Consider the following 21,433-nt stretch of genomic DNA (forward strand, 5'->3'; position numbering starts at 1 on the left):
TGAGGTCGTCCGCATCACCTATTACTTGGAGGAATGGGTCAATGTCCCAACGTGATATTTCGTCGGATCGTACGGTGCGGCCACTTTGGCGGCGCACGGTCACGGTCACGGCTTCGGCGCTGGCCGTGAGTCTGGCCGTGGCCGCGGCGTTCCCGGCTGCCGCCGCGGCCACGCCGTCCGCGGCCTGGAGCGGCAGCGAGGCGCAGCGCGCTCAGCTACAGCAGTTGGCGCGGAAGCTGGTGGAGGCCGGTGCGCCCGGCGTGATCGTGCGGGTCGACGACGGCCGCGGCCGGCCGGTCGAGATCGCCGAGCAGGCTACCTGGACCAGACGGGATCACCTGCTCAAGGCGGGGGACGAGTTCCGGATGGGGTCCAACACCAAGACCATGGTGGCCACGCTGGTGCTGCAACTGGTCGCCGAGGGCAAGCTCGCCCTGACCGACCCGGTGGAGAAATGGCTGCCGGGCAAGGTGCCCAACGGCAAGGCGATCACGTTGCGCATGCTGCTGAACCACACCAGCGGCCTGTTCGACTACACCAAGGACGCCGCGATCCGGCCCTCGATGCTCGGCAAAGACCGGCGGCGTTGGACCCCGGCGAAGCTGCTCGCTGTGGGGGTGAAGCACGATCCACTGTTCGCGCCGGGCACGAAATGGTCGTACAGCAACACCGGCTACGCGGCCATCGGCGCCGTCCTGGAGCGGGTCACCGGGGTGAGCCTGGCCGATCTGGTCCGGGACCGGATCGCCCGACCGCTCAACCTCAAACACACCTACTACGCCACGGACTCCACCTGGCGTGCCTCCCATGCCCACGGCTACGAACTGGATGCCGCCCACATGCCACCGAGTGTGCCGGCCGAGTTCAGGAACTTCGCCGGGCCACGCCACCACGGTCACGTGAACGTCTCCGACCACGACCCCGGGTGGGGCGGGGCGTCCGGGGCGGTGGTGTCCAGCACGCAGGACTGGTCCCGGTTCTACACCGCGTTGCTGTCCGGCAAGCTGCTGCCCGCCGCCCAGATGGCACAGATGCGCACCACGGTGCCGGTGGACTCACGGCAGCCGGACGGGCCCGGCTACGGGCTGGGAATTCAGACCGGTGCCACCCCGTGCGGCACGTTCTGGGGTCACGACGGCGGCATGCCCGGCTACCTGACCACCAACCTTGCCGACCGGACCGGCAGTCGCACGGCGACCGTCCTCATCTCGACGGAGTTCTGGGCCGAGTTCGAGGCCGATCCGAAGATCGCCAAGGCCGCCCACGCGCTCCAGACTGCCGTGACCTGCACGATGTTCGGCAAGCCCGTACCGACCGCGGCTCACGCCGGCTGACCGGTACGGCCGGCCGCGGGTGCGGTGATGATCGCGGACACCAGGGCTTCGGCCTCGGCCCGCGACATCGCCGCACCCGCGGCGTGCGCGGCCGCGAACCCGTCAGCGCCCAGAGCGGCTGTGGCCCGCTGTGTGATCATCCGCACGTCGACGTCGCCGAGATCGTCCCAGCCTCGCAGCAGGGGGACGGTCCCGAGCAGCCGTCCCGCCTGCTCCGGCCGATCGCGGCACAGCTCGATCGCGGCGACCACGGCCGCGATCGAGGCCGCGACCGGCGTATGCCAGGTCAGCGTCAGGTGCACTGCCGGGTGGTCGAGCCGGCGTACCGCCTTGTCCGGGAAACCCTCCGCGACGTCCACTTGGGCGAGCACGCCCAGCAGCAACGCGGCCAGGTGCGGGGTCGACCGGCCGGGTGCCGCCTCGGCCAAGCCGGCCCGCGCATGTTCGCGGGTCGGCCCCAGCCGCCCGGCCCGCCACTCCAGTCGTGCCAAGCCCAGGCGCACCTGAGCTTGCGACTCCGCCGACCCGGTCCGCTCGACCTGGTCCAGCAAGGACTTCAGTTGCCGCCGCCCGCCATCCACGTCGCCGGCTTGGGCCAGATGCAGTGCGGCCGCCACCTCGCTCTCCATCGAGTGCTCGGGCATGCCGAGTTCCTGGAAGTACCGGCTGGCCCGCTCGGCCAGCCCCAGCGCACCGGCCGGGTCGCCGGCCCGCCGCAAGGCCGCATTCAGGGTGCTCAGCGTGGTCCCCAGGCCCCACCGCTCGCCGAGTTCCTCGAAGCCGGTCAGCGCGCGCGACAACAAGTGCGTCGCCTCGGCGGCGTGCCCGGTGTTCATGGCCAGCACGCCTCGAACCAGGAGAGCCAACGATCGGCTCCAGGGATCCGTCTGCTCATCCGGGGTACTGAGCATGTCCGGTGCGGTTCGATCACATCCCGGGCCTACGGCGAGCGCCAACCGGGCCATCTCCAGAATGGGGTGGGTGCCGGGGGCGACGCCCTCCAGCGCCTTCTTGATCCGATCGAAGGCCGCTTCCGACTCGTCCGGTCGGCTGATGGCCTCAGTGGTGGCGAGCGCGTGCGCGGCGACCACCAGCGCGCGTGCCTGCGGCTCGGTCGAGCCGCGAGCCTGGAGCACCCGGCCGAGCAGGTCCAGCGACTCCGGCGGGTGGTCTCGCAGGAACCAGAACCAGCACAGCGCGACACCGAACCGGACCGCCAGGTCGGCGTCGCCTGACTCGACCGCCCAGCGGATCGCGGCCGACAGGTTGTCCCGTTCCGCGGACAGGCGGACCAGCCAGCGCAGCTGGTCGGATGTGCGCAGGTACGGGTCCGCGGTCTCGGCCAGCTGAAGAAAGAACCTGGAGTGCCTCCGGCGTACGACATCGACTTCGTCACGCCGGGCCAGTTGCTCGAGGCCGTACTCCCGGATGGTCTCCAGCATGCGGTAGCGCGGCTCGACCGGGTCGGCGGGCTCCACCGGGTGCAGCAGGGACTTGTCGACCAACGCCGTCAGCAGCTCCCGGACGTCGCCCAACCGGCCGATCGCCTCCGCGGCGTCCTCGGTGAAGGTGCCGGGCACGACCGACAGCCGTTCCAGCAGCGCTCGCTCGTGGGTGTCGAGCAGGTCCCAGCTCCAGGCCAACGCGGCGCTCAAGGTCCGGTGTCGCGGCAATGCGGTGCGGCTGCCCCCGGTGAGCAGCCGGAAGCGGTCGTCCAGCCGTGCCGCGACCACCTCGACCGGCAGGGCGCGCAACCGTGCCGCGGCCAACTCGATCGCCAGCGGCAGGCCGTCCAGGCGGCGACAGATCTCGATCGCCGCCGTCAGCGCGCTGCCTTCCGGCGTGAAGCCCGGCCGCACCGCGGCGGCCCGGTCGTGGAACAGCCGGACCGCTGCGCAGGCGCGGGCCCGCTCGACCGTCGACCCCGGTTCGGGCAGCTCCAGCGGGAGCACCGGGTGCAAGGTCTCGCCGTCGATCCGCAGGGGTTCCCGACTGGTGGCAAGCACCCGCAGCCTCGGGCATCGGCCGAGAAGGGCCCCGGCGAGCGCCGCGGCGGCCTCGATCACGTGCTCGCAGTTGTCCAGCACCAGCACCAGGTCGTCGTCCGCGAGTGTCTCGACCAGGTGGTCCAGGACCTCGTCCGGGGTGACAGGCCGCAGCGGTACGCCCTCTTCGCGCACCCGCAACAGGTCGAGCACCACGCGGGGCACGTCGTCCGCGCTGACCGGGGCCAGCGGGACGAACCACACCCCGCCGGACGGCGTGAGCTGCCGGCCGATGGTGTTGGCCAACCGGGTCTTGCCCGCTCCTCCGGGACCGACCAGGGTGACCAGCCGAACTCGACCGAACAGGTCGACCACACGGCGGACGTCGTCGTCGCGGCCCACGAAGCTGGTGAGCGGGACGTCCAGGTTGCCGTGCGATCGGCGGGACCGGGGGAGTTCGCCGCGCAACACCGCCAGGTGGGCCTCCTGGAGCTGCGGTCCGGGATCGCTGCCGAAACTGTCCGCCAGCAGGCCGCGGATCCGCTGGTAGGCGGCCAGCGCCTCGGCGCCGCGGCCGTTCAGCGCCAGGGCTCGGATCAGCTGGGCGTGCAGCCGTTCGCGCAACGGGTGCGCGGCGGTCAGCGATTCGAGCTCGGCCACCAGGTCGAGGTCGGTACCCAGCGCGAGCTCGGCTTCGACCCGGTCCTCCAGGGCGGCCAACCGGGCCCGCTCGAGCCGTTCGGCCTCGGCGGCGGCGAACGGCGCCTCGCGCACGTCCACCAAGGCGGGGCCGCGCCACAGGCTCAGGGCCTCGCGCAAGGTGGCGGCAGCCTCGGCGGGCCGGGACTGCGCGTACGAGCGCCGGCCCGCGCGGGCCAGCCGTTCGAACCGGACGGCGTCGACCGCGTCCGGCTCGACGGCCAGCCGGTACCCGGCCGGGCCCGAGGTGAGCAGCCCGGGGTCGCCCAGGACGCGCCGCAACCGGGACACCAGCGACTGCAGCGCATGCAGGTGGTCGGCCGGTGCCGCCTCGCCCCACAGCGCCTCGACCAAGGTCGCCGGCCGGACGGCACGCCCGGCGTCCAGCACCAGCCGGGCCAGCAACGCCCGCAGTCGCGCGCCCCCGACCCGCGTCGGGCCGGTAGCGGTGTCCAGCACCAGGGAACCGAGGATGCTGACGCGCACCAGTCCACTGTCGCCGCCTGACTCGACCGCATATGCCATGGCCAGCAGTCTGTCAGTATCTGACAATCAAGGTTCGAGCCCCTCGGGAAACGCCCCGGACTGCTCTCGTGTCATCTGACAACCATGGAGTCGGCCGCCCATGACCACCCGGCACCTGACCCCGATCATCGGACCGACGGGACTACCGACCGCGGCGGCGCGGGCCGACTACCTACGCTGGTTCCAGCAGCAGGAGTGGATCGGTGACGCCGCCGCGGTGCTGTACGGCCTCGGCCGCGAGCACCAGCCCAAGCCAGAGGCCAACCGGGGCCATCGACCGGCTCATCACCGACAAATGACGGCCGCTTGAGGTGGCCCCCCGGCGCGGACGAACTCGCCGCTCGCCTCACCCAAGCCGATCATCGCTGATCAGGCGTATCCGCCCGATACCGATCTGGCGTCGGAGATCGTGATCTGCGGCTGGTGACCTTACTACGCGTAAAAGGGGATGAACCTCTCCAGGTTTCGGTGCAAGGCTGGGCTCGTGAACGACATGCAAACCGTGGTCTTGGTCGAGGGAGTCAGTGATAAGTCGGCCGTCGAAGCGTTGGCCGAGCGCCGTGGCCGGAACCTGGCGGCCGAAGGCATCTCCCTTGTGGCGATGGGCGGTGCCACGAACATCGGGACGTATGTCGGCAGGTTCGGCCCTCCCGGTCACAACCTTCGGCTGGCCGGTCTGTGCGACGTCGGGGAGGAAGGCGACTTTCGGAAGGGGCTCGAGCGCGCCGGCCTTGGGTCCAACCTCAGCCGAAGCGATCTGGAGGCGCTCGGATTCTTCGTGTGCGTCGCTGACCTGGAAGATGAGCTGATCCGCGCCCTCGGCACCGCCACGGTTGAGCGCGTTGTCGACGCCGAGGGCGAGCTCGGCTCATTTCGCACGCTCCAGAAGCAACCCCCATGGCGCGGGAGCACCACTCACGACCAACTGCGCCGGTTCATGGGATCAGGCAGTGGCCGCAAGATCCGCTACTCTGGCCTGCTGGTCGCGGCACTCGATCTCGATCGCGTGCCGCGGCCGTTGGAGATGCTGTTGGCTCACGTATAGGCAGTCGGTCATTTTGTCATCACCGGGTGAGGCGGATTCGTTGGTGAAACCAGCGGCCGCGGGGCCAAGCCCGCCGACCGGATCTGCCTACTGCGACAGGATCTCCGGACCAGCTCACTTTCCGGCTCCGTCCAGGAGACCGAGGTCGAACAGGCACCTCCTGATCTGCCGGAGTTCGGCGCCGGTGGGGACGGGCAGTGGCGAGGCCGGGCGGTGCCCACCTCCGACGAGCATGCCGACTCCGGCCTTGAGCGCCGACAGCCAGAAGCCGTGCTGGGTCACCCGCGCGGCTCCCGCCACCCGTCGCGCCAGAGCGGGCACGTCGGTGTCGGCGCCCGCCGCCAACGCCTCCGCGAGGGCCCGCAGCGCTCCGGGGACGAGGTTCTCCAAGCCGCTGACGTACCCGTCGACGCCCATGCGGAAGTAGCGTTCGGCGTTGCGCTCGTCGGTGCCCTGGAGCACTGAGAAGTCCGTCCCGGACAGCAGGAGGAGTTCCTTGAGGTAGCCGATGTCCCCGCTGCTGTCCTTGATGCCGCGGATGTTGCCGTGCCCGCTGAGTCGCTCGACAGTGCTCAGCGGGATCGGCTGGTGGGTGTTCTGCGGGATGTTGTACAGCACCAGCGGCACCGGTGACGCCTCGGCCAGGGTCTCGAAGTGCCTGATGAGGGCGCTCTCCGGCACCGGGTAGTAGTACGGCGAGCAGGCGGACACGAAGTCGACCCTGCCCGTCGCCCGGCCCAGGTGACGCAGCGCCCGTGCGGTGCCCGTGTCGCCGATGCCGAGCGTGACGGTCAGCGCCGGGTCGGCCCTGTCCAGCACGACCTCGGTCAGCCGGTTCGCCACGCTCTCGCGCAGCAGCGCCAGCTCGCCCGTGGTGCCGAGCACCATCAGGCCGTCCACCCGCCCGGTCACGCGGTCGAGCTGGCGCAGGGCAGCCTCCTCGTCGAGTTCCTCGGCGTCGGTCAATGGGGTGACGAGTGGGCAGATGATGCCGGTCGGACGAGACATCACATCTCGCCCCGAAATCTCACTACACGGTGGAAGGTCGCCGTCGTCGAGCAGGACGCCCGGGCCCTCCCAGGTGGAGCCGCCGTCGATGGAGCGCCTGATGACGACGTGCCCGTATTCGCGGCTGGTCCCCATCAGGTAGAGGGCCCTGCCGTGCGGTAGACGAAGGTCTCGTCATTGGGCCGTTGATGGCGGTGGAGATGGTCGCCGCCATCCAGGGACGGAACGTGCGGAACATGAACGCCGGGAAGAAGGCGTTCTTGCCCGCGGCCGCCGCGGCCAGGAACGGGCGGCCGTACGGGGAGGTCTCGGGGTGCACCCAGTCGGCCGTCCGCCAGGTCGGCAGCTCGAAGTACTGCTCGTAGAGGAACTGCTGGCCCTCCGCGCCGGCCAGCAGTTTGATCACTTCCCAGGCGGCGTCGGGGTTCTTGCACGACTTGGCGATGCCGTACTCGGTGGCGGACACGAACAGGGTGTGGTTGTTCCTGTCGCGCACGCCCTCGGTGACCACGAACCGCTCGGTGAGCTTGTTGTCGATCGCCGGGCGCATCCCCATGGGCGGCAGCGACATGTGGACGGCCACGGTGTTGTCGGCGGTGCCCCAGTTCTCCGCGCCCTGGCCGATCTCGAATCCCGGCGGCGCGTACTTCGCGGTCTGGATCATCAGCTCGATGCCGCGTTTGATCTCGGGAGTGTCGAAGCGGAGCTTGTGGAAGGACATCGCCCCGATCAAACCGTCGGACGGCCTGTTCAGGTTCTCGGTCCTGTAAAACGACAACGACGGCGCGGGCCGCAAGGGCTACCTGCGCTGGGGCCAGGGCATCGGCGACACCAAGAGCCCTCTGTCGTTCCCCTTCTGCCAGTTCATGCCGTAGGCCGAAGGCCTTGCCCGGGCTGGCGAGTAGTCAAGCGATCTTGCTGGCGGCCTCGCCCGGTGGCACAACTGCGAAGCCGCGATCAACAGCATGTCCTCGGTCAGCTGCGCGTAGAGGGAGGTCTGTCCCGCCACGATCGCGTGACTGGCGCATTCGCGATCCTGGCCTCAGCGGCGGGGTGAGCCGGAGTGGTTGCCGATCTGGTCCGGTGGGGGTGTTGCGAGTGTGGGCGTGGTGGCGCCGAGCGCGCGGAGCAGGGTGGTGTGGAGTGCTTGCGCCGCCTCCTTGCGCGACATACGCCCAGTGTCGATCTCTTCGCTTGCGGCGTGGGCGATCTTGATGGTGACGGTGGCCAGCCAGTCAGGCGAAAGCCGGTCATCGAATTCTCCGGTCTGTTGGCCGCGCCGGATCACTCGCTTCAGGCGGTCGGTGACCGGCGTGTGGCGTTCGTGGTCGGCCTGCGGGCTCACGGCCAGCGAGCTGATCTTCTGAAGCAGGACGGGATAGCGTCCCGCTGTGCGGGCGCCGGCGTCGAGCAGTCGCAGCAGCGCCTCGCCGGCCGGGCCCGTGTCAGGGTCGGCGGCGTCCATCGCGGCGACGGCTTCCTCGGTGATCCGGTCGATGACGGCCGCCAGCAAGAGCTCCCGCGAGCGAAAGTGGGCGTAGACGGTCTGGCGGGTCACATCTGCCGCGGTGGCGACGGCTTCCATACTGGCATCGGGATGGGCGTTGAGGAGCGGGAGCGCCGCATCAAGGACGGAGGCCCTGCTGCGTAGGGCGTCGGCGCGGCGGTTGCGGGCCTGAGGCGGAGTCATCTCTTACACCTTGTCAAAGTTCTCGGGAAGTGTATATCTTACGGCTTGTAAGAGATCGTACGTGAGACCTACGGCGCGATGGGAAGACCATGAGCCCACTCAATGACACCGACCCCAAGCAGTTCATCGCCGACTTCTTCACCTCCTTCACCGAGGAACTGCTGCACAGTGACGAGGACCCGGCACTGATCGTCGACCGCTATCACACGCCGGACATCGTCCAGATCGCCGACGGAAACCGGATGGACCGCGACAAGCTCATCGCGCACACCCGCCCCGTGCGCAAGAACCGGCCGACCAGCCGGATGGAGGTACACGAAGCCCTGGCGAACGGGGACCAGCTCGCGGCCCGATACACCTGGTACGTGCAGAACCGAAAAAGAGACCTCGCCCTGGAGGTGTGCTTTTTCGGGCAGTTCGCGCCTGATGGGAGGATGCGGCGGGCACACATGCTCACCCGCGCCCTCCCCACCGACGCCGCCCCGAGACAGCCGCCGCCCGCGACGACCGACCGGCAGGAGACGTCGGCATGACCGAGAACACCTACAGCGTCAGCGGCATGGCCTGCGGGCACTGCGCAGGCTTTGTCACCGAGGAGCTCGAACGCATCCCCGGCGTCGCCACCGTAGCGGTGGACGTCGAGAACGGCATGGTCACGGTGACCAGCGACAGCGATCTCGATATCGCAGACGTCCGCGCCGCGGTCGAGGAAGCAGGCTACGAACTCACCACCACGCCCAGCCCATAGGTGCGTCCCCGTCCCATGCTGAATTCCGCCAGAGGGACTGATCACGCGCCCTGACCAAGGCCAGGGCTGCCGCGAGCATCACGACCGACACATCCGCCAGCTCGCCTCCACCTTCCACCACCCGGGCGGCGAGGCCGTCACCGCCTTCCACCGCCTCATCACCGCCCTGACCGTCGCGGGCGTCCCCGCCGGCACGGCCGACGTCGCCGTGGACACCGTCCTGGCCTACGTCAACTGCTACACGATCGAGGAACAGGCCCGCACAACCGACGCCGACGCCTGGCCCAGACAACGCCGCGACCGCGCCTTCCACGACGGCCTCGAATTGATCATCACCGGCGTCAGCGCTTTCTGCCGCGACGTTCCTGCAGATGGCGACAGCTCCTCCTGGGAGGGGAGTAGAAGAGGTTCTCATGAGGTGTGCCCAAGGCCGACAAGGAGGCAGGCCCGTTGGATAGTCGGCGGGCCTTCCTGAGTCTCGGCTGGTGGCCCGTGCCGGGCCACCAGCCGAGAAAGGTGCCACCACCTGACGTACGCGAGGAAGCCGATCGCCTCTGACACTCTGTCCGGCTATAGCTGTTTGAAAGCGACCTCTAGTCTGATGGGCCCCTGTGGGCATCCATCGTGAATCAGACCTGACGAGGTTCGCATTCTGGCTCTTCCAGGCGGGCGTTGACTACGGCGGCGACCTGCTGGTGGCCAGGCGAGCCATCAACAGCCTGGATCTTCACGCGCCCAGTGATGAGTACGAGGTGCTCCGCCGACAGCTGATCACTGGCACTCTCCCTGCTCGCCCCGCGTCCCGAACTACAGGCCGGGCTTCGTCGAGGTGAACCCCGGCACCGTGCTTCTGTCTCCGTGCGTCGCCTCAGTCGAGATGTCGCCATGGACTTCCGAGCTCGCCAGGTGGGAGCCGGTCACTGTGAACGACGGGATCGCGACGGTCATACCGAAGACCGATCAGGATTGTGCCGGCCTGGCGTGGCGGGTTCGCCCGACCCACGGATCCGCTCGCGTGTTCGCCGGGAATGCGGGCGACGCGAGCCTGCGCGGTGCCCCCCAGATCCTCATCGACTCTGACAGGCTCATCGAGACCGACCTGGCCTCCCCGGCGGACTGGCAGTCGGCTCGTGCGGTGATGTGCAACTACCACGAGCTTTCCGAGCAGGCTCACGACGCGGTGACCATCCGCACGGTCTGGGCGGGCAGGGTCCCCGGTGCCGCACGTCAGGTGGGACTCTACGCGCTGGCTTTCGACAGTGATCGCGCGTTCACCCGGCTGGTGGTGGTCGGCAACAGAACCTCGAACACAACGCAAGACGTCTCGGGGCTGGCTGACGAAGGGGGACACGTGCTGGCCGCCGCCTGGATCAAGGGTGAGCAGGGGCGCTGGCACCTCGTACTGGCGGGCGGCCCCAAGGTCGAAAGCACAGAGCTGGTCGGTGATGTCAGGGACACCGTACGTTCGGGACTGGCGCTGACCGTAGAAGGCGACAAGCTCCCCGCCGTCGTCGCGCTCGCCCGCGCCGCGGACGGCGATTTCCTCACGGTCCATCCGTAGGCGCTGTCGGCTCATTCCGCACGACGGTTCCAAACTCCCGGTGGGTGCCCGATCGACGGCCCACATTCGTCCTGGATCGAATCTCCTGGTGATGGGCCAGGCAGAGGGGCTTCGATGGCCGGATGACGCGAGTGGAGAGCGGTAAGGCTCAAGGGTCGGCCAAGGCGGATTCGCTCGCGATCGCGTATGGCACGGCCTTCCGGCACCTGGCGCCCCTGCTGGTGCCGGGGCTGGTGGTGTTGGTGCCGCTTGGGCTGGTGGCGCTGGTCATCTTTCCGTTCGTCGCGGGTGACACTGTCGCCGTGGTGAACGGCGTGTTGACCTTCATCGGGCCGCCGGGCACACCGTTCCTCGTCTGGGCGACGGCGCTGGTGGTCGCCTCGCTGGCGGGGGCGGTTCTGTCCATGGCGGGGACGGTCACGATGGCGGGAGGGTATCTGCAAGGTCGTCCCTTGAACGTCCGTGAGGCGATGGGCGTGGCCGTCTCGCGGTGGCCTGCCCTGGTGGTCATGCTGGTCGCCTCGGTGGTGGCGCCGATCGCCGTCGCGGCCGTGTGGGTTGTCGTGGCGGGTCTCACGGACAGCCGTTTCCTGGCCTTCGCGGTGGCGGCGTTGGTCGGGTTTCTGGCGTTGCCGTGCCTTCTCTGGCTGCCCGCCGTGGTCCTGGAGGGGCATTCGGCGGCGGGCGGACTGGTTCGCGCGTACAGCGTGTTCCGCGGGCCCGCCTTTCCCGTGCTGTCGCGGCTGGCCGTGGCCGCGCTGGTCGTGCCCGGCGGACTGTACTACAGCGTCAGGTGGGCCGTTGCCCGCCTCGACCTGCCGCTCGCCGACGCGGTGACGGGCGGGCTCGGCCTGCTGGTCATGCCGTTCACGGCCGCCGTAGTCGCGACGCTGTCGCGCTGGGAATGGCCAACCGGCCGATGGGACGTGGAGGCAGGAAGGCGGGGGTGGCCGGAGAGCGAGTCGGAGAGGCTCGGACGGTCGGACACCAAGCCGGGGAGCCGTGCGCGGGTGGGGGCGGTTGCTGTGGCATTGGTGCTGCCGGGGCTTTTGTGCGGTCTCGCTCTGCAGGCCAATCCGCTGGGGTGGCGGGAGCTGTCCGACCGGGTTGTTCCGCAGTCTGACGCGGAGGGGCCGAGGGTTTCCGTGGACTCCCTGATGGCGGTGCTTCCGGGGCAAGGAGGTCGCGTGGTGATGCACTCCGACAGGCGCCAGGACGCCTCTCTACTTGTCTGCGCCGATGTCCGCTGCCAGGACTACGACTTCGAGTACGTGAACGGGCGGCAGGGATTCCGCTCGGTGGCGGGGAGCGCCGCGTTGCCGGACGGACGGGTCGCCGTCGTCGGGTGGACGTGGCGCGACTCCGACGGGCCGGGAGTCGCCGAGCTGCGAGTGCTGATCTGCGACGGGGAGCGGTGCGCGCCCCCACCGGGCTCGGCCGTACTGGCCGAGGTGCCGGGCAGGTCGAGGGAGTCGAGGGGGTCGCGGGTGGCGCTGGCGGCGACGCCCGGCGGCGGGCTTGTCGCGGCCCATCTGGTGACGGAGCGGGTCAAGGGGGAGGACGTCGAGAAAGAGGACGTGCTGCGCTTCACCTTCTGCCATGACCTGACCTGCGCGAACCCGAGGACGGTTACCGGCGCCCGGCTGGAGCATCTGTTCAGCCTCGAGTACGAGGGGCATCCGCTCGGTGTGGCCGTCTCACCGGACGGGCGGGCCACGGCCGTACGGGTGGATCGGCGGAGCGGGGCTGTCATCGTGGTCGGCTGCGACACCCCCGCCTGCGGCGAGCCTCGCGTCTCCCGGCCCGCCGGCCCCGTGGCCTACGACCCTGCGGAGGAACCCGTGCTGACCGGGGCCGCGGTGGCCGTGCGGCCTGACGGGCGGCCCGTCGTCGCCTACCGGCACCCGGCCACGGGCGCGGCGACGCTGCTGGACTGCGCGACATGGGCGTGCGAGCGGGCCGCGAGCCTGACGCTGACCGGGTCGGCCGCCGCGAGCCCGGCGCCCGCGCTGGCCGTGGACCGTGCGGGACGGATCCTGGTGGCGGCCCACGACCTGACCCGCGGCCGCCTGGTGCTCGCCACCTGCCACGGTGTGCGCTGCGCGACGATCGACGTCGCCGAGACACGGTACGGCCCCGGCAGCCTCGCCATGACGCTCGACGGCGCCGACCGGCCGGTGATCGCCTGGACCGACGCGGCCTTACGCGGCACTCCGCTGGACCTGCGCATCACGGTCCCGCTCAACATCCCGTGATCCGCCCTGAACTGTGCTGTCTACCGCGGCACATGTGCACGCGCGGCGGGCCGTGTTTCGGCGTGGATCGAATCTGCTGTTCGTCCTATCCGGGTGTGCTGTCTGCTCGTCGGATGAACCAGCAACTCCAAGACCAGAACGAGCGCAAGATCTGGGCCGAGCGCGTCAAGAGCCGGTGCGGCGGCGGTCCGCTCGGGATCGGGTACCTGACGGCGTTGCGCCACCTGCCCAAGCTCCTGGTACCCGGCATCCTGTTGATGGTGCCGCTGTGGCTGGTCGAGATATACGTCTTCGCCGTCCCATCGGAAGGGGCCGCGGCGTTCGTCAATGGCGAGTTCGAGGGCCAGGCGTTTCCGGGCACCATCTGGATGGCCGTGCTGCTGGCGGCGGCGAGGCTGATCGCATGGACGCTCGCGACCGCAGCGGCGATCGTCCTCGTCGCAGGGCGGGTGCTGGAGCGGCCCGTGGCCGTACACGCCGCCCTGTTCGCGGTGGTGCGGCGGCTGCCCGATCTGCTGGGCCTGATCTTGATCGCGGTGGCGATGGTGGTCGTCATCAAGATGGTCTGGGCCTTAGGTGGGTTTGTCCTCGCCCAGCCCTGGATGGTCATCGTGGCGGTGATCGCCGGCATGGTGGTCGCGATACCGGCGATGCTCTCTCTGCCCGCGGTGACGCTGGAAGGACTCTCTCCGCTGAGCGCGGTGGCCCGCGGCTACGAGTTGGCCCGCGACAGGCCCGTCGCCACCGTGTTCGCGCTGGTGGTCGGCGTGTTCGTCGTCCCCTTCGTCGTCCCCGAGGTCATCACCCGCACGATGATCTTGGCTGGCACGATGATGCCCGAGTCGCTGATCATCCCCGTGAGCATCGCCGGCAACGTTCTGGTGATGCCGCTGGAAGCCGCCGCGTTCGCCGCGATCTTCCTCGGCCGGCTCACCCGTGCATATCTGGACTCCCTGCCAGCCCTGGAGCACATCACCGGACGGCTGCCCGGAGCGTCGCGGTGACCGCGCCGGTGTGCCGCTGCGAGCAGGTCTGAGAGCGTGGAAACGAGATTCGGCCTCACCCGAATCTCATGGCGGCCGAACAGGCGCACACGATCTGATGGCCGGATGCCCCAGGACGTCCTCCGCCCTCCGACGCCTCAGGGGATGTATCCACTTCTCACCGCCTACCTCACGGCCTTCCGCAACCTGCCGACACTGCTGGTGCCGTGGCTGCTGGCGACGGTGCCGCTCGTGCTGGCGGCGCTTCTCACTCTCCCTATCGTCGCGAGCGAGTCGATCTCGATCGTGAACGGCAGGCTCACGCTCATCGGGCCGCTGGGCACGCCGCTCCTCACCTGGGCGGCGGTGCTCCTGGCCCTCTGGCTGGTGGCGATGACGCTCGCCTCGGCGGCGGCGGTGACGCTCGCGGCCGGATACCTGACGAGCAGCCCGGTGAGTTTGGGCTAAGGGGGTTTCTCTGAGGGAAACGCAATGTTGGAGGACAGGAGTTTGTCTATGCGAAATGCCTATCTACGCAGACTGCGGCCCCATTATCGGCTGAAACGGGCGACACCGCCCTGCCGGAACGATCCCAGTGCATTTTCGATCCCACCATAAGATAAACCTCCAACATGCCGAATCCTCATTCCTCTTAACTCAATGGGGTGGCCGAGCTAGTTTCTGCATGAGAATTGGCGGATAGTTTCCCGTTATGAGCGACGATTTCTCCCGGATCCGGCGGCTGAGCGAGATGAGCCAGTTCAGCTGGGCGCATGTGAAGGCGGATCAGCTGATCCTCGCTCGGCCTGGAGATCCCGCACCGGTGCTCATGAAGGCACTGGTGCTCGCGCAGGAAGGCAGGCTCGACGACGGACGCCTGGTGCTGGCCAGGGCGGACCAACTCGGCCTGCCACCTGGAGAACTGCGCGATGAGGTGGTGACCCTGCTGGGTGACGGGAACGGCGGCCCGCCTCATCCGCTCAACGTGCCGTATGACCTGATGGTGGCACTGACCGGTGCACCATCACCGCCACAGCTCCCACCGCGCTCGGCGCCACGCTCGGCGGCACTCGTGCTGGGCGCCGTCGTCCTGGCACTGCTGGCCACACTGATGAGCGCGGGTGGAGCCCTGACGTTGGCCTGGGGGCTGGTCGCCTTCAACACGTCGGGAGCGGGAGCCGGTGTTCACATGCTTGGGATTGGCCTTGCCGCGTTCGCCGGCGGAGCGGGACTTCTCGCATTCGCAATTCGGCTATTCACGAAAACGGATCGCCATTGACCGGCGCGGCCCGGGTGAACGCGCGAACGCCACTTATGCAAGGCCGTCGCGGTTCTTCGGAGCAGCCAGGTCGCGCGCGAATGAAAAGGGTTCACCAGCATTGTAGTTCAAAGATACTTTTCTTATGTGGACGATCAAGATCGACAAAATTGGCTATGAAAGCCTGGAACCTAATAAGTCGCCCTCGACGGCACGTACAGGCTCATCCCAGCGGTGAGGCAGGCGCTACGCGACCTCTCTGGGGAGGGATGACCGACGCCGAAGCCCCAGAGCTTTTTGGCCAGAACCCCCTGCCTCGGGGAGTGCTGTGTCTGGGGGAGGGATCTTCGGCTCGGTGGCGCCGGTCTTGGTGAATGCCCAGAGGGCGAGTGCGAGGCCGCTGAACCCGGCGCCCAGCACGCACACCGCGCCCCACCCCGCCACGGCGTACAACGCGGTTGCGGCGATGGCCCCGGCGGCGCTGCCGATCGAGTAGAAGACCATGTAGCCGCCGATCAGCCGGCTGCCCGCGTCGGGGCGCAGTGCGTGGATCAGGCTCTGGTTGGTGACGTGTACAGCTTGTACGGCGAGGTCGAGCAGGATGACTCCGGCCGCGAGGGCCCACAGCGATTGCTGGGTGAAGGAGAGGGGCAGCCACGAGAGGGTGAGGATGGCCAGGCCGAAGCCGGTCGTCCGACGCGCGTGGCCGCGGTCGTTGAGGCGGCCCGCGGCGGTCGCGGCGAGCGCCCCGATGGCGCCGAGCAGCCCGAATGCGCCGATCGCGGTCGGTGACAGGGACATGGGGGGATCGCTGAGGGCCAGGGCGACGCTGCTCCACAGGGTGCTGAACGCGGCGAAGATGAGGAGTGCGAACAGGGCGCGCAGGCGCAGCAGGCGTTCACGGGCGAACATCTGGATGGTGGAGGTGAGCAGCCGCCTGTACGTCAGTGTGGGCGCGGGGGTGTCACGCGGGGGTATGACGCGGCGGAGTGCGAGGGCCACCGCGCAGGTCAAGACTGCTGATGCGAGGTAGACCGAGCGCCAGCCCCCGAGGTCGGAGAGTAGTCCGGAGACGGTACGGGCGAGCAGGATGCCGGTGACGACGCCGCCGGTGACGGCGCCGACGACGCGCCCGCGGTGAGCGGTCTCCGCGAGGGATGCGGCGCACGCGACGAGGGACTGTGTCACCACCGCGAGCAGTCCCACAGCGGCCATTCCCGCGAGGAGGACCGCTGCGGTCGTCGCGGTCGCGACGAGGAGCAGGCCGACGGCCAGCAGGAGCAGTTGCGCCGTGATCAGGCGTCGGCGGTCGAGCAGGTCGCCGAGCGGGACGATGAAGAAGAGGCCGAGGCCGTACCCGATCTGCGTGAGCGTGACGACGGCGCCGAGGGCCGCCGGGGAGATGTCGAACTCGTGGCCGAGGGCCACCAGAAGCGGCTGCGCGAAATAGACGTTGGCGACCGCGATCCCGCAGGCGACCGCGAACAGTGCGATGGTACTGCGGGGCATCGCGGTGGCGGGGGCCTCGCGCATGGTGGACTCTCCGGCAGGTTGGTTGCATGTTGCTACCGGCAGACGATAGCTGTAGCTGGTAGCATGATGCAACCGGCATGGGATGGCCGGTGAGCGATGGAGGTCGCGGTGGTGAGACGGACCCGGTTTGACGACAGCGAATGCCCGGTCGCGCGATCGGTCGACGCGATCGGCGACTGGTGGTCGCTGCTGATCGTGCGCGATGCTTTCGACGGCAGTCGGCGCTTCGGCGAGTTCCAGCGCGGTCTCGGGGTGGCCAAGAACATCCTGAGCGCCCGGCTGCGCGCGCTGGTCGCGGGCGGAATCCTGGACTCCGTGCCGGCGTCCGATGGCGGCGCCCACCATGAGTACGTGCTGACGGACAAAGGCCGGGACCTCTTCCCTGTCATCGTCGCGCTGCGCCAGTGGGGGGAGGCGCGCTTCTTCGAGCCCGGCGAACCGCACTCAGAACTCACCGACCGCCGCCACGGCCTCCCTCTGCGCACCCTGGAGGTCCGGGCGCACGACGGCCGGCCTCTGACGCCGGACGAGACGGTCGTTACCAAACTGGCCGACGACACAGCGTCCCACCGCCCGCGAACCGGGTAAGCGCACCACCCCTGGTCTCTTCGTTGCCCCGCAGCAGTGACTCGGAGATGGCTGTGGCTGAGCCGCATCTTCCCCGCGAGATAGATCTTGATCTGGCGTGGATGGCGTACCTGCGTACACCTCTCGCTCGCCTGAGCTGGCGCTGGTCCGCCCTGGGCTGTTGGTGCCTGCGGAGAAATCTTGTCGGTGTACGGGGTTCCGCGGTCGGCCGCTATGCCGGAAGTCGCCTGCTCTCCGGCATAGCGGCCGATGTCGTGAAGGGAGTCAGCCTGTCTTGCGGATCCGAGGGAGTCAGCTTGTCTTGCTGATCCGGTCGTAGAGCAGGCAGATCGCGCCGGATTCGGTGGTCGACAGGTCGGTGAGTGACCAGGATGTGGTGGGCAGGCCGTCGTGGAAGAGCCGGGTGCCGCCGCCGGCCAGTTCCGGGCAGAGCGTGATGCTGAGCCGGTCCAGTTCGTCCGCGGTCAGCAGGGCCTTGATGAGGCTGCTGCTGGCCAGGACGATGATGTCGCCGCCGGGCTGCCGGCGGAGCCGCTTGACCATCTCGGCAGGGTGGGCGTCGGCGAGGCGGGAGTTCTCCCACGGCGCCTTCGTGAGGGTCGAGGAAAAGACGATCTTCTCGGACTCGTTGAGCCATTGGGAGAAGGCCCGGTCCCGGGGATCGGCGTTGTCGTCCTTGGCGACCGGAGGCCAGTAGGAGCCGAACCCCTCGTAGTTTCGTCCGGCCGAGCGCTGGCGGCGCCCGTCACCCGCATCGCGGCAACCCGTCGTTGCCATGCAGCGATCCTGTCGTCGTGGCAGACAACGAACATCTGCCACCTGGCAGAGATGACCGTGAACCGGTGGCTGATCTGCTGGCCCCCTCCAGGGGTGCCTGCTGACCCTCACCTTCCGCCTGAGCTGTCATCGTTCGTGGGGCGCGCCACGGAGCTGGCGGCGATCGGCGATGCGGTCGTGGCCAGGCAGGTCCTGACCCTGGTCGGCCCGGGCGGGTGCGGAAAGACCCGGCTGGCGAGGGGCTGAGGCCGCCTCGCGCGTACCTGGGGCCGACGCGGCCAAACCTCGGTGGTGCACATCCGCGGCGTTGGCGCCGGGCACGCTTCCGTCGCCGCCACGGTCTGTTACAAAACGGGCAGCGTTCCCGGCTGCACACCTGCCGTGGCCGCTAGGGCGAGTCCAAGAGCTTCGCCTGGACCAACTACCGCGACCTGCAATGAAAGGTCAGTGCTCTTCGCCCGTCTTTCACGGATCGGGATGCTGTCTATGCGGTGGGTGCGCGGGAAGCGGTCGTACCCTGACGGGCCAGCAGGACGAGGCCGACAGCCTGCAGTATCGCGGCAACGAACAGAATGAGCACTCCGAGAGGAAGCCAGCCGGCGAACCGATGGGGGACACCGGTGGCGCCGCCGTCACCGACCATGAACGACCCCCACATGCCGAACGTGGACACCGCGGTGAGCGGATACATCACCCACAAAACGCCCGACAGAACCAGCACCCCGGACTTGATCCGCCCCCGTGACCAGGGCAGCAGAAGAGCGATGAAACCCAGGCAGACAGTGGCAGCACCTACCGGAAACGCCCGCTTCCACACCTCTTCTCGCATCCCGGCCAGATCCTCTGCCAGGCCCCCTGAATCCATGGTGATGTCGGCGCCATGCCTGATGTTCATCTCCATGTTGTGCTGGCTCGTCGCATCGACGGCGTACCGAATCGCCGCGTAGAGGCCGAGCGTGTAAACCGCTGAGAGCACAAGCCCCGACACCATCAGAACCGGTCCACGCCGGACAGCCGAGATCATGTTGCGTGGCCGCAAGCGATCACCACACAGCTAGCCGCCTGGGACGCGATCGAGAAGCCGCAAAACTCGCTGGGCTCACCCACGGAACAACAGCCCCCCTTCAAGGGTGCAGTGATCATAGCGAGCGGCCGCGGGCATTGATCCCGGCGGGCACGCTGCCCTTCAGGTCCGGGAACATGTGATATAGCGGTGATGCAGGGGTCGGCGTGGGAAACTGAGATCGTTTCCGCTACGTTCTGTTCCGGTTTGTCCGACAGCATCCACTTCTTCGGGGCGATTCACGTCGAGGCGGAGTTGGCCAAGCTGAGTAACGGCTGGCAGCCGCTGCGCCCCGCTCAACTGCGAGAGCTAGAGGCGGAGGGAGATCAAGGTGTGACCCGTGGCGGGTTCCGGGTGGCGGGACTGCTCGGTGAAGCCCATCGCCGCGTAGAAGCCGCGTGCCGTCTCGTTCAGTTCGTACACGTCGAGGGTGACGGCGTCGTGCAGGGACAAGGCGTGCTCGACCAGGGCGCGGCCGATCCCGAAGCCCTGGGCTGACGGGCGGACGAACAGGCCGCCGATCTCCGAGCCGAGTAGGCCGAGCAGGCCGACGACCTGGCCGTCGGGCGTCTCGGCAACCCAGTTCTCCGCCTGGACGAGGTACACCTCGCGCATCTGCAGTTCGCGCTCACCGGTGCCCTCACCTTCGACAAAGGGGTGCGCCACGCGGGCAGCGAGGGCCCATACCTCGACAACGGCGTCCTCGTCGGCGGGACGGTAGCGGCGGATCGCGGTCTCCATGACGACGAGGATAGCGATACGGGACAAGCCGGGCCGGGCACAAGACATGGGGGGTAACTGAGAGTAGCGGGTATTGCGAGAGTGGCCGTGCGGGGGCTGTGAGACATGAGAGCAGAGCGGCCGCGGTGGGCGGTTGGGTTTGCGCGGTGCGGTTGGCAGGTGTGGCGGCACGCGCTGTTCGGGGCGGTGCTGGTGGCGGCGATCGTGCTGCGGACCGTCGCCGCCGCCGGGTATCCGTCGATGTTGTGGACCGGCGACTCGGCCGTCTACGTGCGGGGGGCGTTGACGCTGAGGCCGGGAGCGCACCACCCTGGCGGGTTCTCGATCTTGTTGTGGCTGTTGCGGCCGTTCCACAGTTTCACCGCGGTGGTGGCCGCCCAGGCTGTGCTGGGCGTGCTCACCGGGGTGATGGTGTACGCGCTGGTGTGGCGGGCTGCCCGTACGCGGTGGCCACACCGGCTGTGGCTCCCTCAGGCGGTCGGCTGCGCGGCTGCGGCACCGGCGCTCTTCGACGGCGACCGCCTCCAGTTGGAGCATCTGGTGGTGTCCGATGTGCTGTTCGGCTTCCTGGTGATGGCGGCGGTGACCACCCTGCTGTGGCGACGGCCCGTGACCTGCCTGTCGGCCGGACTGGCCGGGCTTCTGACCGGGTTCGCCGGGGTGACCAGGACCGCGGGCCTCGCGCTGATCCTTGTCGTCGTGACGGTGATCATCGTGATGGGGAGCACCGGGGCCTCGCGTCAGTCACGGGGCAGGCTGGCGACCGCTGTCGCCACGGCGGTTGGGGCGTTCTTGGTACCGGTCATCGCGCATATGGCGTGGTTCCACAGTCACTACGGCGAGTTCGGCTTCAACCGGCACGGCGCAGTCTGGCTGTACGGCCGGACCGCCGCCTTCGCCGATTGCGCGCGCATCAAACCCGCCCCCGACCTGGCCGTACTGTGCCCCAGATGGCCGCCGGGCGACCGGCGGATCGCCTCGCCGGTATATGCGGCCATGTTCTCCAAGGAATCTCCGTTCCGCCGCGTCGGCGGCATCTACGGGCCGCGCTCGAACGACCTGGCCCGCCGGTTCGCCTCATCCGCGCTCAAGACCCAGCCGGCCGACTATCTACGGGTGGTCGTCCGCGACACCCTTCGCGCCTTCGAACCTGGCCATCCGCCGTACCCCACCACCTGGACCGAAGCCAAGTACCACTTCCCCAAACGCGCCCCCTCGGCGCTCAACAGCGCTGCCGCGGTGCGTCATACCCGGCTCGCCGCCGCCTACGGCGACACCACCGGCGACACCCGGATCGTGGAACCCCACGCCCGCCGGATCCGCGGCTATCAGGCCCGCTTCTACCTACCCGGCCCAGCACTGGCCGGGCTCATGCTCATCGGACTGGTCGGCATCGCGGCCGGGTGCCTGGCTCGGATCCGACAGCGGCGGCGGCCGAGCGATCACGAAGGAGGCGACGCGGTGCTGCCGTGGCTGATGGCGAGCGCTTTGCTGGTGATCCCGGCCGCGACCGCCGACTACGACCACCGCTACGTGCTGCCCGTGATACCGCTGGCCTGCCTGGCCGCCGCCCTCACGCTCATCCCTCGCACTCCCCACCCGAACCAGCTCCTACGGGCCCTCCGGATGCGCTGAGCCGC

At 68.9% G+C, this 21,433-nt stretch carries 21 protein-coding genes; 12 read left to right on the forward strand and 9 right to left on the reverse strand.

Annotation, left to right across the window (positions count from 1 at the left end):
- Positions 1-74: 74 nt before the first annotated feature.
- On the forward strand, positions 75-1,334 hold the full coding sequence (locus ABZ911_RS26095; protein ID WP_358060986.1) for a serine hydrolase domain-containing protein: 1,260 nt from the start codon (positions 75-77) through the stop codon (positions 1,332-1,334).
- On the opposite strand, the gene ABZ911_RS26100 is transcribed toward ABZ911_RS26095, so the two are convergent.
- Positions 1,322-4,543, reverse strand: coding sequence for a BTAD domain-containing putative transcriptional regulator (locus tag ABZ911_RS26100; protein WP_358060989.1), 3,222 nt, complete (start codon positions 4,541-4,543; stop codon positions 1,322-1,324). The two genes, ABZ911_RS26095 and ABZ911_RS26100, sit on opposite strands and share 13 nt — an antisense overlap.
- Positions 4,544-4,643: 100 nt before the next feature.
- On the opposite strand from ABZ911_RS26100, the gene ABZ911_RS26105 reads away from it, so the two are divergent.
- Positions 4,644-4,853, forward strand: a complete 210-nt coding sequence (locus ABZ911_RS26105) for a hypothetical protein (RefSeq protein ID WP_358060992.1) — start codon at positions 4,644-4,646, stop codon at positions 4,851-4,853.
- Positions 4,854-5,036: 183 nt separating this feature from the next.
- Positions 5,037-5,588 (forward strand): TOPRIM nucleotidyl transferase/hydrolase domain-containing protein, encoded by a 552-nt coding sequence (locus ABZ911_RS26110; RefSeq protein WP_358061322.1) that lies wholly within the window; start codon positions 5,037-5,039, stop codon positions 5,586-5,588.
- A gap of 114 nt (positions 5,589-5,702) precedes the next feature.
- Here the strand turns inward: ABZ911_RS26110 and ABZ911_RS26115 are convergent, their stop codons facing one another.
- From ABZ911_RS26115 to ABZ911_RS26125, 3 genes are all read right to left on the reverse strand, one after another.
- On the reverse strand, positions 5,703-6,596 hold the full coding sequence (locus ABZ911_RS26115) for a dihydrodipicolinate synthase family protein (RefSeq protein WP_358060995.1): 894 nt from the start codon (positions 6,594-6,596) through the stop codon (positions 5,703-5,705).
- A 22-nt stretch (positions 6,597-6,618) separates the two neighbouring features.
- The gene (locus tag ABZ911_RS26120; RefSeq protein ID WP_358060998.1) at positions 6,619-7,317 is read right to left on the reverse strand and encodes a hypothetical protein; all 699 of its coding nucleotides are present in this window, start codon (positions 7,315-7,317) and stop codon (positions 6,619-6,621) included.
- A 321-nt stretch (positions 7,318-7,638) separates the two neighbouring features.
- Positions 7,639-8,286, reverse strand: a complete 648-nt coding sequence (locus ABZ911_RS26125; RefSeq protein WP_358061001.1) for a TetR/AcrR family transcriptional regulator — start codon at positions 8,284-8,286, stop codon at positions 7,639-7,641.
- Between the two features lie 89 nt (positions 8,287-8,375).
- On the opposite strand from ABZ911_RS26125, the gene ABZ911_RS26130 reads away from it, so the two are divergent.
- Both ABZ911_RS26130 and ABZ911_RS26135 read left to right on the forward strand, forming a co-directional pair.
- A complete protein-coding gene (locus tag ABZ911_RS26130; RefSeq protein WP_358061003.1) occupies positions 8,376-8,819 on the forward strand; it encodes a nuclear transport factor 2 family protein in 444 nt (147 codons plus the stop codon).
- On the forward strand, positions 8,816-9,034 hold the full coding sequence (locus ABZ911_RS26135; protein ID WP_358061006.1) for a heavy-metal-associated domain-containing protein: 219 nt from the start codon (positions 8,816-8,818) through the stop codon (positions 9,032-9,034). The genes ABZ911_RS26130 and ABZ911_RS26135 overlap by 4 nt, the downstream gene beginning before the upstream one ends.
- On the opposite strand, the gene ABZ911_RS26140 is transcribed toward ABZ911_RS26135, so the two are convergent.
- Positions 9,012-9,449, reverse strand: coding sequence for a hypothetical protein (locus tag ABZ911_RS26140; RefSeq protein ID WP_358061009.1), 438 nt, complete (start codon positions 9,447-9,449; stop codon positions 9,012-9,014). The genes ABZ911_RS26135 and ABZ911_RS26140 overlap by 23 nt on opposite strands.
- A gap of 507 nt (positions 9,450-9,956) precedes the next feature.
- Between ABZ911_RS26140 and ABZ911_RS26145 the strand changes: the two genes are divergently transcribed.
- The 5 genes from ABZ911_RS26145 (at position 9,957) to ABZ911_RS26165 (ending at position 15,112) form a co-directional block, all read left to right on the forward strand.
- Positions 9,957-10,595 (forward strand): hypothetical protein, encoded by a 639-nt coding sequence (locus ABZ911_RS26145; RefSeq protein WP_358061012.1) that lies wholly within the window; start codon positions 9,957-9,959, stop codon positions 10,593-10,595.
- 122 nt (positions 10,596-10,717) lie between these two features.
- A complete protein-coding gene (locus ABZ911_RS26150) occupies positions 10,718-12,850 on the forward strand; it encodes a hypothetical protein (RefSeq protein ID WP_358061015.1) in 2,133 nt (710 codons plus the stop codon).
- 113 nt (positions 12,851-12,963) lie between these two features.
- Positions 12,964-13,854: a hypothetical protein gene (locus tag ABZ911_RS26155; RefSeq protein WP_358061018.1), complete on the forward strand. Its 891-nt coding sequence runs from the start codon at positions 12,964-12,966 to the stop codon at positions 13,852-13,854.
- Between the two features lie 144 nt (positions 13,855-13,998).
- The gene (locus ABZ911_RS26160; RefSeq protein WP_358061021.1) at positions 13,999-14,301 is read left to right on the forward strand and encodes a hypothetical protein; all 303 of its coding nucleotides are present in this window, start codon (positions 13,999-14,001) and stop codon (positions 14,299-14,301) included.
- A gap of 244 nt (positions 14,302-14,545) precedes the next feature.
- Positions 14,546-15,112, forward strand: coding sequence for a hypothetical protein (locus ABZ911_RS26165; RefSeq protein WP_358061023.1), 567 nt, complete (start codon positions 14,546-14,548; stop codon positions 15,110-15,112).
- Between the two features lie 225 nt (positions 15,113-15,337).
- Here ABZ911_RS26165 and ABZ911_RS26170 read toward each other — a convergent pair whose 3' ends face one another.
- Positions 15,338-16,624, reverse strand: coding sequence for an MFS transporter (locus ABZ911_RS26170; protein WP_358061026.1), 1,287 nt, complete (start codon positions 16,622-16,624; stop codon positions 15,338-15,340).
- A 96-nt stretch (positions 16,625-16,720) separates the two neighbouring features.
- Here ABZ911_RS26170 and ABZ911_RS26175 point away from each other — a divergent pair, with 96 nt between their 5' ends.
- The gene (locus ABZ911_RS26175; RefSeq protein ID WP_358061029.1) at positions 16,721-17,212 is read left to right on the forward strand and encodes a helix-turn-helix domain-containing protein; all 492 of its coding nucleotides are present in this window, start codon (positions 16,721-16,723) and stop codon (positions 17,210-17,212) included.
- Between the two features lie 291 nt (positions 17,213-17,503).
- Here the strand turns inward: ABZ911_RS26175 and ABZ911_RS26180 are convergent, their stop codons facing one another.
- The 3 genes from ABZ911_RS26180 to ABZ911_RS26190 form a co-directional block, all read right to left on the reverse strand.
- Positions 17,504-17,989 carry a dihydrofolate reductase family protein gene (locus ABZ911_RS26180; protein ID WP_358061032.1) on the reverse strand — a complete coding sequence of 162 codons (486 nt, stop codon included), beginning with the start codon at positions 17,987-17,989 and terminating at the stop codon, positions 17,504-17,506.
- A gap of 484 nt (positions 17,990-18,473) precedes the next feature.
- A complete protein-coding gene (locus ABZ911_RS26185; RefSeq protein WP_358061035.1) occupies positions 18,474-19,028 on the reverse strand; it encodes a hypothetical protein in 555 nt (184 codons plus the stop codon).
- A 333-nt stretch (positions 19,029-19,361) separates the two neighbouring features.
- Positions 19,362-19,793 carry a GNAT family N-acetyltransferase gene (locus ABZ911_RS26190; RefSeq protein ID WP_358061038.1) on the reverse strand — a complete coding sequence of 144 codons (432 nt, stop codon included), beginning with the start codon at positions 19,791-19,793 and terminating at the stop codon, positions 19,362-19,364.
- A 159-nt stretch (positions 19,794-19,952) separates the two neighbouring features.
- Here ABZ911_RS26190 and ABZ911_RS26195 point away from each other — a divergent pair, with 159 nt between their 5' ends.
- On the forward strand, positions 19,953-21,428 hold the full coding sequence (locus ABZ911_RS26195) for a hypothetical protein (protein WP_358061041.1): 1,476 nt from the start codon (positions 19,953-19,955) through the stop codon (positions 21,426-21,428).
- Positions 21,429-21,433 lie beyond the last annotated feature (5 nt).

Source organism: Nonomuraea sp. NPDC046570 (assembly GCF_040645915.1).
Taxonomy (GTDB): domain Bacteria; phylum Actinomycetota; class Actinomycetes; order Streptosporangiales; family Streptosporangiaceae; genus Nonomuraea.

Excerpts from the sequence above, each read along its gene's own strand:
- ABZ911_RS26100 (WP_358060989.1), bottom strand. The coding sequence starts at position 4,543 with ATGGCATATGCGGTCGAGTCAGGCGGCGACAGTGGACTGGTGCGCGTC.
- ABZ911_RS26105 (WP_358060992.1), top strand. The coding sequence starts at position 4,644 with ATGACCACCCGGCACCTGACCCCGATCATCGGACCGACGGGACTACCG.
- ABZ911_RS26110 (WP_358061322.1), top strand. The coding sequence starts at position 5,037 with ATGCAAACCGTGGTCTTGGTCGAGGGAGTCAGTGATAAGTCGGCCGTC.
- ABZ911_RS26115 (WP_358060995.1), bottom strand. The coding sequence starts at position 6,596 with ATGTCTCGTCCGACCGGCATCATCTGCCCACTCGTCACCCCATTGACC.
- ABZ911_RS26120 (WP_358060998.1), bottom strand. The coding sequence starts at position 7,317 with ATGTCCTTCCACAAGCTCCGCTTCGACACTCCCGAGATCAAACGCGGC.
- ABZ911_RS26125 (WP_358061001.1), bottom strand. The coding sequence starts at position 8,286 with ATGACTCCGCCTCAGGCCCGCAACCGCCGCGCCGACGCCCTACGCAGC.
- ABZ911_RS26130 (WP_358061003.1), top strand. The coding sequence starts at position 8,376 with ATGAGCCCACTCAATGACACCGACCCCAAGCAGTTCATCGCCGACTTC.
- ABZ911_RS26135 (WP_358061006.1), top strand. The coding sequence starts at position 8,816 with ATGACCGAGAACACCTACAGCGTCAGCGGCATGGCCTGCGGGCACTGC.
- ABZ911_RS26140 (WP_358061009.1), bottom strand. The coding sequence starts at position 9,449 with ATGAGAACCTCTTCTACTCCCCTCCCAGGAGGAGCTGTCGCCATCTGC.
- ABZ911_RS26150 (WP_358061015.1), top strand. The coding sequence starts at position 10,718 with ATGACGCGAGTGGAGAGCGGTAAGGCTCAAGGGTCGGCCAAGGCGGAT.
- ABZ911_RS26155 (WP_358061018.1), top strand. The coding sequence starts at position 12,964 with ATGAACCAGCAACTCCAAGACCAGAACGAGCGCAAGATCTGGGCCGAG.
- ABZ911_RS26160 (WP_358061021.1), top strand. The coding sequence starts at position 13,999 with ATGTATCCACTTCTCACCGCCTACCTCACGGCCTTCCGCAACCTGCCG.
- ABZ911_RS26165 (WP_358061023.1), top strand. The coding sequence starts at position 14,546 with ATGAGCGACGATTTCTCCCGGATCCGGCGGCTGAGCGAGATGAGCCAG.
- ABZ911_RS26170 (WP_358061026.1), bottom strand. The coding sequence starts at position 16,624 with ATGCGCGAGGCCCCCGCCACCGCGATGCCCCGCAGTACCATCGCACTG.
- ABZ911_RS26175 (WP_358061029.1), top strand. The coding sequence starts at position 16,721 with ATGGAGGTCGCGGTGGTGAGACGGACCCGGTTTGACGACAGCGAATGC.
- ABZ911_RS26180 (WP_358061032.1), bottom strand. The coding sequence starts at position 17,989 with ATGGCAACGACGGGTTGCCGCGATGCGGGTGACGGGCGCCGCCAGCGC.
- ABZ911_RS26190 (WP_358061038.1), bottom strand. The coding sequence starts at position 19,793 with ATGGAGACCGCGATCCGCCGCTACCGTCCCGCCGACGAGGACGCCGTT.